This window comes from Spirochaetae bacterium HGW-Spirochaetae-1, assembly GCA_002839375.1.
Lineage (GTDB): Bacteria > Spirochaetota > UBA4802 > UBA4802 > UBA5550 > PGXY01.
Genome location: PGXY01000007.1, coordinates 121,668 through 139,396, shown reverse-complemented (window position 1 = coordinate 139,396; position 17,729 = coordinate 121,668). Strand labels below are relative to the sequence as shown.

The 17,729-nt window shown below is 49.7% G+C and carries 5 protein-coding genes; all 5 read right to left on the bottom strand.

Going from position 1 to position 17,729, the window contains the following annotated elements; translation table 11 throughout:
• Positions 1–68: 68 nt before the first annotated feature.
• Positions 69–8,771, bottom strand: coding sequence for a cyclic beta 1-2 glucan synthetase (locus CVV44_14165; protein ID PKL37491.1), 8,703 nt, complete (start codon positions 8,769–8,771; stop codon positions 69–71).
• A 519-nt stretch (positions 8,772–9,290) separates the two neighbouring features.
• Positions 9,291–10,235, bottom strand: coding sequence for a hypothetical protein (locus CVV44_14160; GenBank protein PKL37490.1), 945 nt, complete (start codon positions 10,233–10,235; stop codon positions 9,291–9,293).
• A gap of 176 nt (positions 10,236–10,411) precedes the next feature.
• Entirely contained in the window at positions 10,412–11,833 is a 1,422-nt protein-coding gene (locus CVV44_14155; protein PKL37489.1) for an aldehyde dehydrogenase family protein, read from the bottom strand.
• Positions 11,834–12,230: 397 nt separating this feature from the next.
• The gene (locus CVV44_14150) at positions 12,231–14,363 is read right to left on the bottom strand and encodes a hypothetical protein (GenBank protein ID PKL37488.1); all 2,133 of its coding nucleotides are present in this window, start codon (positions 14,361–14,363) and stop codon (positions 12,231–12,233) included.
• Positions 14,345–17,584 (bottom strand): hypothetical protein, encoded by a 3,240-nt coding sequence (locus tag CVV44_14145; protein PKL37487.1) that lies wholly within the window; start codon positions 17,582–17,584, stop codon positions 14,345–14,347. Before CVV44_14145 ends, CVV44_14150 begins: the two co-directional genes overlap by 19 nt.
• Positions 17,585–17,729: the final 145 nt, after the last annotated feature.

Here is a 17,729-nt window from a genome sequence, read left to right as displayed (position 1 = left end):
ATATAAGGGAACCTCTGATAATTAAGTTTTGGCAGAGCCCTTTTAGCTCATCCTGAGCTGGCATGGTATTATGTATTTATTATCCTCACCTCAACCGAATGTTCTTTGTGGTCGTCGACAAGCGGTATTGCCGAACCCTGCCATGATTTTCCATCTATGGTTAACCCTGGTTCACGGCTCTCTTCGATTATCTTAATTATGGAAATATGATAAACCGTTTCCCGGTATCTGTAGTGCACCTTGATGTTTTTCCAATCGGGGTGCAGACACGGTTCTATATGCAGAGTCTGTTTGTCAAGACGAAGACCCAGGAGTGATTCAATAATAAGACGGTACATCCATCCGGCTGAGCCAGTGTACCAGGTCCAGCCACCGCGGCCTGTATGAGGGGCCTGGCCATATACATCAGCAGCCATTACATAAGGTTCAACCCTGTAAGTAGCAATATCGTTAAATGTGCTCCCGTGGTTGACCGGGTTTATCATGCCCATGAGCTCCCATGCTTTTTCACCTTCACCTGATGCCGCGAAAGCCATCGCAGCCCAGACCGCTGCATGTGTGTACTGGCCGCCATTTTCTCTTACGCCCGGAACGTATCCCTTGATGTATCCGGGGTTTAAATCCGATTTATCGAATGGCGGGTCTAGAAGCTGTACGAGTGAGCTGCTGCGGCGGACCAGGCGCCGATCAAGTGATTTCATTGCCATACGCGAGCGGCCCGGATACCCTGCGCCTGATAAAATTGACCAGCTTTGAGCGATAGAATCGATCTGGCATTCGGCATTTTTTGCTGATCCGAGGGGGGTGCCGTCATCGAAATAAGCCCGGCGGTACCACTCTCCGTCCCATGCATTAGCTTCAATATTCTCGCGCAGTTTTGCGGCTTCCGTCTGACAATGCTCGGCAAAAGGACGGTCGTTATGAATCTCTGCAATCTTTGAAAACTGCATGAGCGTATTATAGAAGAAAAATGCAAGCCACACACTTTCACCTTTTCCGTGTTTACCGATAAATTCCATGCCGTCGTTCCAGTCTCCTGAGCCGATGAGCGGCAGGCCATGCACACCGTAGCGCTGTGCCCTCTTGAGGGCGCGTATGCAATGATCATATAGCGTAGCAGTTTCATCCGAACGTATAGGAAGATCATAGTATGAGTCTTCGTCTTCGCTTACCGGGCGGCCTTTAATGAAAGAGACAGGTTCATCCAGTACGCCTGTGTCTCCGGTACAGAGGATATATCGTGCAGTAGCCAGAGGCAGCCAGAGGAAATCGTCTGAGCAGTGTGTGCGTACGCCCCGGTCAAGCGGAGGATGCCACCAGTGCTGAACGTCTCCCTCTTCGAATTGATGCGCGGCACAGAGGAGCAGGTGTTCGCGAAGGAGACCCGGCTCGGTATGTATGATGGCCATGGCGTCCTGGAGCTGATCGCGGAAACCGTACGCGCCACCTGATTGGTAATATCCGCTTCGTGCCCACATGCGGCATGCAAGAACCTGGTATATAAGCCAGCCGTTAGCCAGTACGTTCAATGATTGATCGGGGGTCTCAACTTGTACCGCACCCAGGGTGTGTTTCCAATAGTCCCATACCGCTTCGAGGGAGCCGCGTGCTGCGGAGGCACCACGGAATCGTCGTAGCAGTGAATTGGCATCATTGGAGTCCATGCCTGATCCGAGTCTGAAGATTATTTCGCATTCCTCTCCTCCATCGAGATCAAAGGGAACCCGGATGGCTGCACAGGGATCAAGGGCTGCACCGGTACGGTTGGAAAGCTTTATTTTTGTCATAGCTGCCGGTTCCCTGAGTGTTCCGTTGCGGCCAATGAATTCAGTCCGGTCGCAGGTTATAGTGCGGATATCATTGTCCACATCGAAGAATGCGGTCCGGCCTTCAAACTCCTTGTTGAATTGATTGTGTGCGAAAATTGCACCGGTCAGGGGGTCCTGCCGGGTGACCACATGCATCGAGGATTTACAGCGCAGGTCGCCCAGTACCCATTCAGTGTATCCGGTCAGAGAGAGGCGGCGCGGGCGTTTTGAAAGATTATGTATCTTCACCACGGTAAATTTGATGCTTGCGTCAAGAGCCACATATACCCACACCTCTGTACTGATGCCGCGCTCGGTGTGTTCGAATACGCTGTAGCCGAATCCGTGTCGGGTCACATACGGGGATGATCCTCGCTTCGGAAGCGGCATGGGGGACCAGAAGTGGCCGCGCTCTTCATCTCGTATGTAAAAAGCTTCACCTCCCGTGTCGCAGACGGGATCGTTGTCCCACGGGGTGAGGCGAAACTCATGGGCGTTTTCAGACCAGGTATAGCCCATACCGCTTTCAGAAATTACAGTTCCGAAGTTTTTGTTAGCCAGTATATTCACCCATGGCGCGGGTGTATTTTGTCCCTGTCCGGTCGTAGTGATGTATTCGCGACCGTCCGGGGTGAATCCCCCGTATCCATTAAAATGGATCAGGTCGGTTCGCGGCTCTACGACTGCTGCAGGCTCTTCAGCGCGTATGGTTCTTACAGGCACAAGTTGAGGAACGGGCATTCGCGCCATGTTTTTCCTTGTGATCTGCTCTGCCAGCAGTCCCAGCCTGTCGGTGATGATGGCACGGGCAACGGTTTGCATTAGAACCTGGTCTTCGCCCGATATCTGGTCGGTATTTCTCACAAATATTTCGCCTGACCTGTCGGCAGGATTGCTCTCAATGCCTGCTGCGATAAGGCCGAGTATCTGTTCATGAAGAATCTGCCGGTAGCCGGCATGGTCGTCATTCCATATAACGAGGTCTACCGCAAGCCCTTTCAGGCGCCAGTATGCGTGAGCGCTAACGAGCTGGCGGACCAGATCAATATTAACCGCGTTTTCAATCTGAAGAAGTACTATTGGCAGGTCACCGGATATGGAGTAACCCCAGAGGCCGGACTGTCCGCGAAGGTTGCTTTTTATGATGTTCCGATCTGCGCGCAGGTATAAATGTGCATGGATAATAAAACCCGCAAGGTGTCCGTATAATTGCGCTTCTGCTTCAGTGATATTTAGCTGCCGCAGTACCACCTGGCTGTGTGTCCATGCAAGATCGAATACACGGTCAGAAAGACTCCGGTCTCGGTATTTTTCTGCAAGGCGCAGGGCTTCTTCACGTGTTTCTCCTATTCCGGAAACCATGTCGATAACAGCTGATTCCTCCGGTTCAAGAGTAATGACATATCTGATTGCGGAAATCGGGTCTAGTACAGAACCTTCGTTCTCTTTTAGGGGATCGGGATCACAAATTGCCCGGGGGTTGACGAGGGAATTACCGCGACCGATAAACTGCATCCGGTTTGTTTCATGTGAGACTCTGATCATGTTGCCTTCCTGTAAGGTCATTACATGAAACATCCATGGTGTTTTTTCATCTATGGAGCGCGGGCGGCGGTTGCTGAGAATAACATGCTTTGAGGAAACAATCTCGGTCTGCACAAAAAGATTACTGAAGGCGGGATGCAGCGCTTCTGCATAAAAAGGTGCGAGTACGGTTTCCGCGTAGCTTGTTATTTCCATCGTTCTGGTTTTTTTTGAAAAGTTAGTAAGGCGGACTCTGCGAAGTTCGATATCATCTTCGGGTGATACAACGATCGAGGTATACGTATCAATATCAAAATCTCGGCGTCTGAATTCTGCGCGGCCTTCTGAAAAAATTACCTCATAATTCTTTGGTGCTTTGAGTGTCGGTTGATATGCGGTAGACCAATATTCCCGGCTTTCCATGTCGCGGATGTAGCAGAATGCTCCATGGTTATCACAGGTAGTGTCTTCGCGCCAGCGGGTAACCGCGATATCCTTCCACCGGCTATAACCGCCTCCTGCGGTTGTAACCATTACGTGGTATCTGCCGTTCGACAGAAGCTGCACTTCCGGGGCCTTACTATCAGGGTTTGAGAAGATGCGCATCGGTATATCCGGCGGGGCGGTGCCAATTTGAGTTTCAGATGCCCCGGCTGCATTTAAATAAAGCGATGTAGCATCAGGTATTTTCTCCTGAAGCAGAAGCATGGCAGCCTTGCAAAGCGGATTGGCTTCAAAACGTTTCTGCATCGGTCGGTTCAGAAGCAGATAGGAAAGTGAGAGCAAACTCATACCGGAATGATGAGACATATAAGATTTAACGACCGCGTGTTGTTGCCCAAGAGGGAGTCGTGATGGAGTATAGTCAATAGCTTCATAGAGGCCGTATCTTCCCTCAAATTTAAGAGCGGAGAGCTGCTCAAGGTTTTTAACCGCCTCTTCCGGGGCAACCATAAGGGCAAGCATCGAGGCATAAGGTGCAATTACAAGGTCATCGGCAAGTCCACGTTTGAGTCCAAGTCCCGGCACGCCGAACGCGCGGTACTGATAGTCGAGTCGGATTCCCAGTGCGTTATAACCTGATTCAGAAATACCCCACGGTACGTTGCGCAGCTTCCCATATCCGATCTGGCGTTTAATAACTGCTTTGTAAGTTTGATCCAGCAGGGTATTTTCATATGTCGGCATTACGAGGAGCGGCATCAGGTACTCGAACATAGATCCGCTCCATGAAAGCAGAACAGGTTCGCTTCCGTCGGAAGTGAGCAGGCGTCCAAGTGCAAACCAGCTTTCCTGGGGCAGCTGCCTTTGGGCAATTGCAATAAAACTGCACAGGCGTGCTTCAGAAGCAAGAAGATCGTAATAGCCCGAGTCAGCGCGATGCTGGTCCACGTTATAGCCGATAGTCAGAAGATGTTGTTTTTTATCGTAAAGAAAGTCGTATTCCATGAGAGCGAAGTGTTCAGCTTGATCTGCAAGGCGCTCGATGTCGGCAATTCTGAGCGTGGCGCGGCTGATTGACTGTAGAATGAGCCTGCGAAGTTCATCGGATACATTGAACTCTTCGGGTTCAACTGAGGGGTATGGAATTGACGGTAAAATATCAATTTCCATTTGCGCTAGTTCGCGCAATGTCGGAATCCTGTCTATTCTCTGATCTATCGGCAATTTGTCTTTGGTGGGGTAGAGTGATGTCCACGGGGCAAGGTAGATTAATTCTTCAAGGGCTGCCCGGCATTGGCCGATCAAATCTTGTGCCCACCATAGCGATTCACTTCCCAATCGGGTATCCGAAGCGGACACGGTTTTTTCTGCGTATTCTATAAGACGTTCAAGACATTGCCGGGCGGAGGTGAGCGTAGTTGGGCTGGTATTTATCACGGATTCGATTTCTATCATGAACTGAGTGAGAGGCGGAGGAATGACGGTTTCGGCGGCATCTATGCAAATTCTGAGTGTATCGGCAATTCCGTTAAATAGTCCGGGATTGACTATATAATGATCAGGAAGTGCGATCAAGCCCGGTTTGAGCACCAGGAGATGTCCTGCCAGGTTTCCGCTGTCAACTGTAGATATATACAGGGGAGGCAGGGGATCCAGGGTCAGTGTATCGTACCAGTTATAGAAGTGACCGCGGTGTTGTTCGAGTTTTTTCATCGCGTCAAGTGTATTGCCGGAGCGCTCGATCAACTGTCCTGCCGGGATATAGCCGAAGTCATACGCAGTAAGATTCGCGAGGAGTGAAAGCCCGATGTTGGTTGGAGAAGTCCGGTGGGCAACTATCCCCGACGGGGCTTCCTGAAAATTATCAGGGGGGAGCCAGTTGTCTTCAGGACCTACGAACTTTTCGAAATAGGCCCAGGTTTTTCGGGCAAGCTTGCGTAAAAATAAATTTTGTTCATCCGATAGATGTGCTTCACGGCGGGATATCGGCCTGCTGATCCAATAGGCGATTGCCGGAGAGGCTGCCCAGAGAATCAATATCGGTAATGCAGCCGGAAGCGCTGAAGAATTTGATATTGCCAGATAGATCATGGTTGTTAATGCGATAACCGGTGCGATAAACATTTCGAGGTACGAATCCATGAGACTGGCTCTGCTTCTCATACCGCCTGACGGATTCCATTCGAGAAGCCGTCTGTGCAAGATGAGCATCCGCCATCCAGTACGCAAAATCGCATTTGTGCTGTAATATGCTTCATAGGGAAGACACACGATGGTAAATAAACCCTGTGCAAAATTCATGCCTGCGGATCGCAAGGTGGAGACGAGATGCTGGTTTAAAAGCATCTCCTTGGGTTTTCTAAACAGATTGAGAACTGTGCTGAACAGAGAGGGAACCAGAATCATGGTTGCCGCTGAAAGAGTCCAGAACCAGGCCGGAGATTGAAATATCCAGCCAAGCAAAATAAAGAGCGTAAGTGCCACAGGTGTTAAACTGCGGCGCAGGTTGTCAAAAATTTTCCACCGGGAGAGGAGAGAAACCGGATTGCGGCGCAGGTGACCGTCATGTCCCGGAACGAAGGGGAGGATCCACGATATGATCTGCCAATCCCCGCGTATCCATCGCCGCCGCCTGACGACATCTTCGTGATAATTTGATGGATATTCGTCGTAAAGCTGTACATCACTCAATAAACCTGCGCGCGCATAACAGCCTTCGAGCAGATCGTGGCTGAGGATAAGGTTTTCAGGTAAACGATCCTTCAGCGCCTGTTCAAATGAATCAACCTCATAGATGCCCTTGCCGATGAATGAGCCTTCATGAAACAGGTCCTGGTAAACATCGGATACAACGCGGGTATATGGGTCAATCCCGGATTCACTCCCGTTCAGCCGCGCATAACGCGAACGGTTCACAGCAGGCAGAATAACGGCAACGCGCGGCTGTATAATTCCATATCCCTCAACAATATATTTCTTTTTATTATCATAGCGAGCTCGGTTGAGAGGATGGGCCATTGCGCCCACGAACTGGCGCGCCGAATCACGGGGGAGCTGCGTATCCGTATCAAGTGTAATCACATATTTGATGCTCGATAAAATTTCAATTTTCCCGACAATAAGTGAGAAGTGGCCCTCGGACCCGCCACGCAGAAGTGAATTAAGATCTGCAAGCTTTCCGCGCTTGCGTTCGTATCCCATCCACAACCGCTCTTTGCTGTTCCAGAGGCGAGGACGATGAAAGAGGAAGAATGAATCTCCTTTTGATCCGTGATACTTTTTATTCAGGTGCTCTATTTTCTCCCGGGCCAGCCCTGTCAGTAATTCATCCTCGGGCAGTGTCTCTTTGTCAGCATCTTTCAAGTCAGTAAGCAGACCAAAATATACATTTTCATCACTGTTCGCAAGGAAGCGTACTTCGAGAGCCTCGACAAGATCGGCTATGTTTTCAGGGCTTGTGATCATGGTAGGCACAACAACCAGAGTGCGCAATTCGGAGGGGATACCTTCGGAGAAATCCATCCGGGGAAGCAGGTCGGGGTTGACAAGAAGGGTTGCCAGCCAGTTTGTCAGGGCTACAGCGGGATGAACGGTGCAAAGGACGGTGAGAATTGTGAACAATATAAGCATCCACCCATTCATTCCACCGGTATGGGCCTTGGCAAACAGCCCGATAGTAAAGATTGCCGTAAGTGCCATGATCGTAACGAGAAAAATAAACAAAGGGAACCGGGCACCTGTTTTTTTAATGGTCGATCTAGGTGACAAGCGGATCTTTGCTTTGCGTTCGAGCCTTGAAAACCCTTTTTCAATAAGGTAAAATCCGACATGAGCCGTCCTGTCAGTTATTCCATTATTCTCAGCACCTTCCCGGGCAAGCTGTATGGCCTCTCGTGCCACCTCAGTTTCGGTTATATTTAGACGGCTGTTCTTTGCCACTTTTTCAATCACATGGCGATATCGATCGCGCGTTTTAAAGTCCATCTCGCTGTAGAATCCACCAGGATCTTCGCGCAGCGTATGATCGACTATGCTCATGGATTCGACAAATTCATGCCAGTCCATCGCGCTCAGGAAACGGAGACTTCCGATACTGTTGCTAATCGAGACCTGGTCCGCTGCCTGCTGTTGAATTTCAGAATGCACCAACTGCTTGATTGTCAGGCCTGTTTCCGAGAGCTGCTGTTCTATCCAGGTCAGAGGCAATGCAAGAGCTGAGCTCTGTCCCTGAAGGCGGCGCGACAGTTCAGCGACAAACGCGCTCGTCATATTCGGATTTGAGTGCGCCATCTCGGCGACAATCAGGATCAGGCTTTTTGCATCTTTTTCGATAATGTCGAGCATCCTGTCTGCCCAGTATCCGGCGAGGTCCTGCTCGGTCATGTTCGCTGCTATGCATGCCGCAACGCGCCGGAGATTTTCAATCAAGGTGAGACGCAGCATAATCGGAATCGCCCAGAGTTCTCCTAATTTCAGGGCGGATATACTTTGATAAGATGCGATGAATCTTGTGAGGTTATTAGGGTCTACCCGGCCATCTCCATGGGATATCAACTCCATGGCGATGTCATATACTCGCGGGAGGCCTGCGGATTGACCATTCTGAAGGCAGGGCAATTCACGGCTGTAACCTTTAGGGAGATGTTTTCTGCCTGTCTGGATATGCTCTTCAATAAGGTAGAAGTTATCAAGCAGCCATTCACCAGCTGGTGTAATTCTGCGGTTTTCCCTGACTGCTTCGCTGAGCAGGGTTTGAACCTCAAGCAGAATGGATTCGTTTTCGGTCAGGCGCGACAGAAGATCCTGGTTTCTGGCGGTTTCGGGGCGGAGGATATGTATGCCTGCAATGATTTTTCCGTGCTTATCCATCTGTTCGGCACTGAAAAGCGTTGAACGCAGAGGGGGAGGGCCTCCAGCATATTTTTGAGGAAATTCTTCATTGAAGAGAAGAGTTTTTATGCGATTTGTGAGGTTGCGGTTTTTGCGGCTGTTCATCTATATCCTCAGGTAATACTTCTTAAATGATTCATGTTTAAACCGCATCTATGACCAGGCAGTATTAATGCTGTTATCCCTTGAGCCAACATAGTTATCTCAAAAAAAAGAGCCAACTATGTTGACCCAGTGTGCGGCCGGAGTTTAAAGGGTATTAAGTTTACCTTTGATCAGCGGCCTCACTTTTTTTTTGGATTAATTGCATTAGACTTCTTGGCATCAATTTGCGCCTGGGCTTTCTGCGCTGTTTTGACTTTTTCGTTGTCTTTTTGTTTTTTATTCTTACCTATTGATTTTGGACTTTTATCTCCCATGTTATCTCCTTTTATGCCGTTTATTATACCCAGAAAAGATTTCTCTCGTGTATACTACTAATTCTGAGTATTAATTTCATAGTGCTATATTATAACGCAAAAGTAAAGGGAAATAATTGATTTTCCCGGAGTTTTTGAATATACTTCAGGATGCTATATTATGGTGGTTTAGATTAATATTGTTAAAGCGGATTTAGATTATATTTTACGGAGCCGCCAGGAAACGCGTGATTTCCGTCGATATTTGTTCCGCCTCTTCCCAGGGAGCCATGTGGGCGGCGCGGTCGATCAACAGGTACTGTGACTGCGGAATAAGTTTGTGATAACGCTCGCCCATTTCCGGCACCACGACGCGATCATATTTCGCCGAAATGATGAGAGTGGGCATGGTTATCGCCGCTGTTCGCTTATCGAGAAAATCCTGAAATAGTCCTTCCTTGGTGACCCGCACCATGGCCTTCCGGTCTTTCTTCCCCGACAGATTGGTCATCTTAATATCCTCGACGAATTCTTCGGGCATGGGATTTTCCTTGTAGAACATGAGTCCCGGCACGAACCAGCGGATCATTGTTTCGTTGAGCATACTGCCTGCGGGACTTTCAATATGCAGAAATCTTCCCGTGCGAATATACCAGGGCAGCCTCTTCGGTGTTTCCTTCATGCCGGCGGCGCAGATGAGCACCAGTCCCCTGACACGCTCCGGGGCCAATATGGCCATCTTGGCGGCAATCTCGCCGCCCATACTGTGCCCAACGATGTATGCCGATTTTATGGAGAGGGCGTCCATCATGGCCAGTATTCTTTTTGCCTGGGCCTCGGTGTTGTAGCTTATTTTTTCATCCAGGGGCTTGTCCGAGAGGCCGTGACCCAGGAGGTCCGGCGCGTAGAGGTGGTAGCTGTCTTTCAGGTGGGGAATCATTTTTTTCCAGTAGGCGCCCCAGCAGAGCCAGCCGTGAATGAGGATCATGGGCTCGCCCCGGCCCGCCTCCAGGTAATGGATGCTCCGGGATTCTATTTTAATGAAATGCGATTCCGCTATGCCTGTTTTCTGGACTTCTTTTTTTATATCTTCTTTACTGTAGTGTGTGGAAGCGCATCCCATCATCATGACAGTAATGAGTGCCGTAATCAGCCGTCTGTTTTTTTTCATGCCGATGTCCCCTTGCTTAAAGCTGGCAATATGGTTATACCGTCCGGCCGGTTGTCAAATAGAATTAAAAAAAATTTATGAACGAAGTTCAGTGGGGTAAATGCAGGATTTCTATCCCGTAGTAATGAACGGTTTGAACCCGTTCATTACTACGGGACTGGATTCATTTTTCCATTCTATCCGAATATCCTCCTCAACCACTTCAGCGGTACCCGGTAGGGCGGATACCGAAAAAGCAGGTCAAGGCTCATCTTTCTTTTAAATACGCCCTTCAGGTGCGAGAAGGAGTTGAATCCCCATATGCCGTGATAGGAACCCATGCCGCTTCCTCCTATGCCGCCGAAGGGGAGATGGTAATTGCCCACGTGGAGCATTACGTCATTGATGGATACACCGCCTGCAGGTACGGACTCCAGAATTTTTTTCTCCGTGTTCCGGTTTTTTGTAAAAAGATACAGGCCCAGGGGCTTCGGCATTTTATTCACCAGGGAAACGGCTTCATCGATGTCTTTAAATTCCATCACGGGAAGAAGAGGGCCGAATATCTCCTCCTGCATGACAGGGTCCTTGAGCGTGACGGAATCGAGGATCGTTGGGGCGATATACAGATTCCCTTCATGTGTTTTTCCTCCTGTCACGGTGCGGCCCGATTTCATAAGATGATAAAGGCGCAGAAAATGGCTGCGGTTGATTATCCGTCCGTAGTCGGGACTCTTTTCCGGCTTGTCGCCGTAATGGTCATGGAGTACTTTTTTCAGGTTTTCCAGGAGGCGCACCTTTACCTCGCTGTGGACCAGAAGGTAATCCGGCGCCAGGCATGTCTGTCCGGCGTTAAAGAATTTGCCCCAGACGATTTTCCTTGCCGTGTCGTCAAGATCGGCGTCCCTGTCTACGATGACGGGGCTTTTACCGCCCAGTTCCAGGGTCACGGGGGTGAGATTTTTCGCCGCCGCTTCCATGACCTTCCGTCCCACCGTTGTGCCACCGGTAAAGAAGATGTAATCGAAGTGCTGATCCAGGAGAAACTCCCCGGCTTCATGGCCGCCCTCGACTGCGGCTATATATTCCTTGTCGAAGGTATCCCTGATAAGATCGGCCATGACCCGTGCCGTGGCAGGCGCCTGGTTCGACGGTTTGACAATGGCAGTATTTCCCGCAGCAATGGCGGGAATGAGAGGCGCCATGGCCAGCTGGAAGGGATAGTTCCACGGGGCAATGATGAGGGTCACACCGTAGGGTTCAGGTACGATGCGGCTTGATGCGGGCTGCAGAACCCAGGGGGTCCCGGCGCGCCGGGACCTGGCCCATGAGCGGGTTTTGCCTATGGCCAGGTCCAGTTCCTCGTAGATAAAGGCCATCTCGCTGATATATGCCTCAAAGGCCGGTTTATGCAGGTCTTTGTGCAGGGCCTCCAGGATTTCATCGTTGCGGTTCTTAATCGCCCGGCGCAGTTTTTTGAGCTGTTCTATCCTGAAGTTGATGTTTCTCGTGGCCCCCGATTCGAAGTAGAGTCTCTGGTCCTGGATGAGTTTCCGGATTTTAAACATTTCTATGTCTTTTATTTTATGTTCAGTAGTTGTAGTGTGCTTTGCTATCATAACTAATATCCCCCTTATTTAAAATATTGTAAAAAACTAAAATACCTGGTGCAGAGAGAATCGTATATTTAGCCTCTTTATATAATATATCTATTTTTTCAATAGATGTGCTTTATTTGTACAGCCCTGCAGGGATATGTTACGTGCATCAAAGTGAAGCGCGAATAAAAGCTAGAGTTTGATAAAGAATTTTAAAGATAATCGCGCAAAGACGCAAAGCGTTATGCTGGAAACAATGTAAGTATATCACTTCCTGATTTAAAGGTTGTCGGCGAGATTCAAATAAAAACATTAAAAAAACTTTGCGCCTCTGCGACTTTGCGCGAATTATTAATTATTTATACCAGAGTCGAGTCAATAGAATACGATATGATCCGGTGGAGGACTGATTCCCCGTTCAGACTGGCAGTTCAATGATAAACGTCGTGCCCTTTCCCGGTTCCGAAAGGGCACGCAGTGTCCCGCCGTGTTTTTCCGTGATGATGAAATAGGAAACGGAAAGGCCAAGGCCTGTGCCCAGGCCGGCACCCTTTGTTGAAAAGAAGGGATCAAAAATGTTATGAACTGTTTCACTGTCCATGCCGGGACCGTTGTCAGTGATGCGTATCTGGATGCATGAAGGCAGCGTTGCTGTCCTGATATGGATCGAGGGGGATAATTCCTCATCATTGACTGCGGTAAGAGCCTGGGCGGCGTTTTTGACGATATTCAGGAAGACCTGTTCAATCTCGGTTTTCACACAGCGACAGGGAATTATATCCGTTTCATATTCCCGCTGAATGTCTATCTTTTTAAAATCATATTTTATCCTGAAGTTGTAATCGCTGGCAAGAAATTCAATGGCGTTATCCATCAGGCTGTTGATGTTTTCCTTTTTCTTTTCAACCCCGCTTTTTCTGGTGAACTGCAGCATGCCGATGATGATATCGCTGGCCCGTTCTCCCGCTTCATGGATGCCCTGCAGATACCGGTCGATTTTTCTTTTTCCGAAATATGCGTGAATGGCTTCCATGGTGGTGCCGCATTCCAGGGCGCTTTTCCTGTTCGCTTCGCTCCCGGGATCAAGACGGTTCACCATGTTCTGCAGGCCCTGGAGAATTATGCCCAGGGGATTGTTCAGCTCGTGGGCCATGCCTGCGGCCAGGTTTCCCACAGTGGCCATCTTTTCATTCTGAACCATGAGTTCCTGCATCCGCTTGTTTTCGGTAATGTCTACGACGGCGCTCAGGTCGGACTGCCGACCCATGAATTGAACGGGCCGGGAATACACGGCGATCCATTTCGTCCGTCCTGAACGGGATATCAGCCGCCATTCATCGCTGACGGCCGATGCATTTTCAAAGGTCTGGGTCTTCCGGGCATGATCGATCACCTTTGGAACATCATCGTGATGTACCGTTTTCAGGTAATCCTGTGCATCCCAGGCCAGCATTTCTTCAATGGAATATTCATTGATTTCGGCCACGGCATGGTTGACGTATTTTACCTTTCCGTCCTGGATGATGATGATGCCCAGCATGGTCTGTTCCGCGATGAGCCTGAACTTTTCCTCGCTTTCCCGCAGTGCGCCGGTACGGGCCGCCACCTGTTTCCGCAGGGACCAGGACCACAGGTAGCCCGTTAACGCCATGAATGTCAGCGGGATCAGCGCCCATAAGATATATTTCATGTATCGGCCCAGGGGCCTTTCCTCGTAGATGCCGAACCACTTCTCATAAATGCGGTCATACTCCCCCGTGGCCTTCAATATGCCCAGGCCCTCGTTTATCTCCGCCAGGAGATCTCTGCGTCCCTGGGGGACGGCGATGCAGTAGCCCCGCTGCAGCAGGGGTGGACCAACGGCATGAATATTTTTAATATTGAGGTTTTTGATGAGACGTATTCCCTGGAGCCGGGAAACAACGGCGCAGTCGCCGGCTCCCCGGGCCAGTGTCTTGAGGGTGTTTACCCAGTCCCTTTCAATGATAATTTTCTCTGTTATTTTTTGCTCCCTGATAAAATCGTGTCCCAGATCATCTTTCTGCACGATAATTGTTTTTCCCTTCAGGTCGTCAATGGAACGGATCGGGGGGGAATCATCACGAACGAATATGCTGTAGGAAACAACGAGGTGGGGCACGCTGAAATCAACGAGGCGGTCCCTTTCCACGGTTTTATACATGCCCATGAGGACATCGATTTTTCCCTCTTCCAGTTCCCGCCTCACCTGGTCCCAGGGGCCGAGGCTTATGCTGATGTCCAGGTTCATGACACGGGCCACTGCCGTCATGATGTCGATGTTATATCCATCGGAAATGCCAAGCTCATTGATATATTCAAAGGGAGGATAGTCCTGGTCTCCGCGCACTATCAGCGTCGGTCTGTCCTCGGCTGCATAAACGCTGTTGTTTGAAACGGCAATACATGCTGCGATAACAAGGTATGTGATGAAAAATAAAGGATGTCTGCACCCCGTCTTATTCATCAGAACCCCGGGAGTGAGAGGATGGTCCGGTGGAGGTTGCGAAAGCATCATCCATGCATCCTCCATGCCAGGGGAATTTTTACCGTAAAGGTCACTCCTTTTCCCGGTTCCGATTCGGCGGATATTTCACCGCCATGGTTATTGGTTATGATGAAATATGACACGGACAGCCCCAGTCCCGTTCCGGTCCCCACGCTTTTTGTGGTATAAAAGGGCTCGAATATATGCTTGATGGTATCTTCTCCGATACCGGGGCCGTTGTCGTAAACCTGCAGTATGGCGAACTCACCGTCCTGTGCCGTGGTTATGTGAATTTCAGGGGCATAGTCCGGGTCGTGAATCTCGTTCATGGCCTGGGCCGCGTTTTTTAACAGGTTCAGCAGCACCTGTTCGATTTCCGTCTCGATGCAGCGGATGGCCGGGATAGCCGGCCCGAAATTTTTCATTACCGAGATTTTTTTAAAATCATAGCTTTTTTTCAGGTCATAGTCCTGGGCCGCTATTTCCAGGGTCTGTTCAATGAGTGTATTCAGGTCCACGGATTTCATTTCCGAATCGCTTTTTCTGCTGAACTGCAGCATGCTGGCCACTATTTTTGCCGCCCTGTTTCCCGCCTCGCGTATGCCGTCCAGGTATGAAAGGATATTCTGTTTTTCCAGGTAGCCGTGTATCTGTCTGATGGCGGTGTCGCACTCGCGGGCCACGGCATCGTTTTTCACATTGTCGGGATTCACGCGCCGCAGGGTGTTCTGGATTCCCTGGAGGATTATGCCCAGGGGATTGTTTATTTCATGGGCCATGCCCGCGGCAAGGCTGCCAACGGTCATCATTTTTTCCGATTGTATCATCATTTCCTGCGTGATCTTTTTCTCCGTCAGGTCATCCATGACGGTAAAGGATACATCACCGATGGGAACCATGCGGAACTCAATGTTGCGCATGCTGCCGTCTTTGCAGGTGACAATCCATTCCTGCGGTGATATGGGCCGGTTTTCCCGAAGGGCCTCCTGCGTGGCAATATCCCACATGGCGCTGACCTTGTCACGGTAAACCGGATCAGGATAGGCTTTTTGCCACCACTGGTCAAGGTGCGGCAGATCATCATGGGTGTAGCCGAAAACATCCCTGAAGGCCCGGTTCAGGTAGGTGACTTTACCGTCCTTCTCCGACATGGCTATAGGGTAGGGCGCGAGATCTATCATAGTCCTGAAGCGGTCTTCGCTTTCCATGAGATCGCGGAAGAAAATGAGACTCGAAAGGGCGTCGGACATTTTGCGGCCCGTTTCTTTCAGCAGATTTATTTCGCTGTCGGTCCATGACCTGGCATGCGAGCATTGGTGAAGCCCGACGAGCCAGGGTTTGCCCAGGCGGGGATATATGGGCATTACCAGGAGGGATTTGATGCTGTAATCTCCGGTGATCTCCGATAAGGATTTCCCTTCCAGTTCTACGGTTGCCGTGGGGGCGTTTTTCGCCAGTATGGATTTGATGGCAATACGCATTTTATTGATCATGGGTGTATCAATCTTCAGGTGTGCATCCATATTATACTCAGGCCTGGACATTACCATGGGGAGATTCCACGTATCAGCCTCAGGGTCGGCAGGATAGAAGAACCAGGCCCGGTCGCAGTCGTATATATCGAGAAGAATGGTAAGGACGTTTTTCATCATCTTGTCCAAATCCAGTGTCCCGCGGATGGCGCGGTCGATCATTTCCAGTATTTCCAGGGAACGCAGCCGTTCATGATTTTCTTTCTCGGCTTTTTTTCTTTCGGTGATGTCGATCACGGTTGTCAGCAGTGCCGGTTTTCCTCCAATTGTAACGGGGCTTGACGATGTTTCCACCCACTTTGTTTTGCCAGACCTGGCCACAATGCGCCACTGGTTGTTTCCAGCATAGGGCATTTCACCGTTTTCTTTTTTTCTTGTGATTTCCAGTATGCGGGGTAGATCCTCGGGATAAATGGTTTCGGCATATTTCTCCGGCGTCCAGCTCAGCATTTCTTCAACGCTGTATTCATTGATGTCGCTAACGGCCTGGTTGACGAATATGAACCGGTGATTCTGTACCATGACTACTCCCATGAGGGACTGTTCCGCAATGGTGCGGAATTTTTCTTCGCTCTCCATGAGACTGTTTTCCATTTTTTTCAGGCTGGAAATATCCACGGCAATGACGATAAAATCCGGTTCCCTGTCCGCCGGGTTCAGGGCGCGCCCGCTCAGGAGGACGTCGATGAGAGTGCCGTCTTTTTTCCGGTAACGCGTCTCCAGCTCCATGGTTTTGCCTGTTTCAAGGGCCCTGGCGGCGAAGGACCCCAGGTGATTATATTCCTCCTCACTTTCGAAGAAGACCCGGGCATCACTGCCGACGATCTCGTCGTGGGAATAGCCCAGCATGCCGAAAAAGTAGTCACTGGCCCACTGGATGGTCCTGTTCTTAACAGAGATAATGCCCACGGGCGCCGCCATGAAAATATTGCGCAGCTTTGCTTCGCTCTCCTCAAGGTTATGGTACGCCGTTATCAGTTCCTCGTTGATCACCTCGAATTCCTCGTTGGAGGCCTCCAGTTCCTCCATAGTGGCCTGGAGCTCCTCGTTGGTTGCTTCCAGTTCTTCGTTTGTAGTGGCAAGTTCCGTATTTTTATCCCGGATATGTTCCTCCGATAGCCGTCTCCTGGCTATTTCCTCCTCCGCTCTCACAAGCGACTTCTGGTTTATGGAGAACACCTTGTAGGCAACAAAAGTGATTAAGAAAATGGAGATGCTGTTGTCCAGCAGATAATCGAATTTTGATGAGTTGGCTATGAAGGGGGTTTCAGCGGGAAGAAAAAGAAAAACATAAGCATAAATTATGAGGACAACCTGGTTTACGGCTCCATAGAGAATAATAATCCATTTCCTCCGGACGACCGCAATAGAGGTTAGTGTCATTATAGCCAGGATATAGGCGATGCTGTCCAGGCGGCTTACTATATGGGCCTTGTCCAGGGACATGACGGTCCAGACGGCTATCATGATTGCTATTATTATTCCATGGGCCGAAACATGATAATATCCCCTGCGGAGCAGAACCAGAGCCGCAATACCATAGAGGAGGACGATTGATTCGGTTAAAATTATATTAGGCTTAATCTTAACCTGGATTGCAAGGGTGCTGACGATGGTGATACAGGTTAATGCAATGATTACGATATTGAGAGAGGCGATAACCTTTGCCTTCTGGTAAAGGAGAAAATCCCTTTCATCATAAATCTTTAATATCCGCGAGAAGAGGTTTTTCATTCACAAGCTCCGGAAGAAATAAATATCGGCCTAGTATATGATATGTTCGCGATCAGATCAAGCGATAATTTAGCATGATACTGTCGTGATCCATGACATTTTTCGGGATCAATGAACGGGGTCGAGTTATCCATCGTCATGTTCA

Excerpts from the sequence above, each read along its gene's own strand:
- CVV44_14165 (PKL37491.1), bottom strand. The coding sequence starts at position 8,771 with ATGAACAGCCGCAAAAACCGCAACCTCACAAATCGCATAAAAACTCTT.
- CVV44_14160 (PKL37490.1), bottom strand. The coding sequence starts at position 10,235 with ATGAAAAAAAACAGACGGCTGATTACGGCACTCATTACTGTCATGATG.
- CVV44_14155 (PKL37489.1), bottom strand. The coding sequence starts at position 11,833 with ATGATAGCAAAGCACACTACAACTACTGAACATAAAATAAAAGACATA.
- CVV44_14150 (PKL37488.1), bottom strand. The coding sequence starts at position 14,363 with ATGGAGGATGCATGGATGATGCTTTCGCAACCTCCACCGGACCATCCT.
- CVV44_14145 (PKL37487.1), bottom strand. The coding sequence starts at position 17,584 with ATGAAAAACCTCTTCTCGCGGATATTAAAGATTTATGATGAAAGGGAT.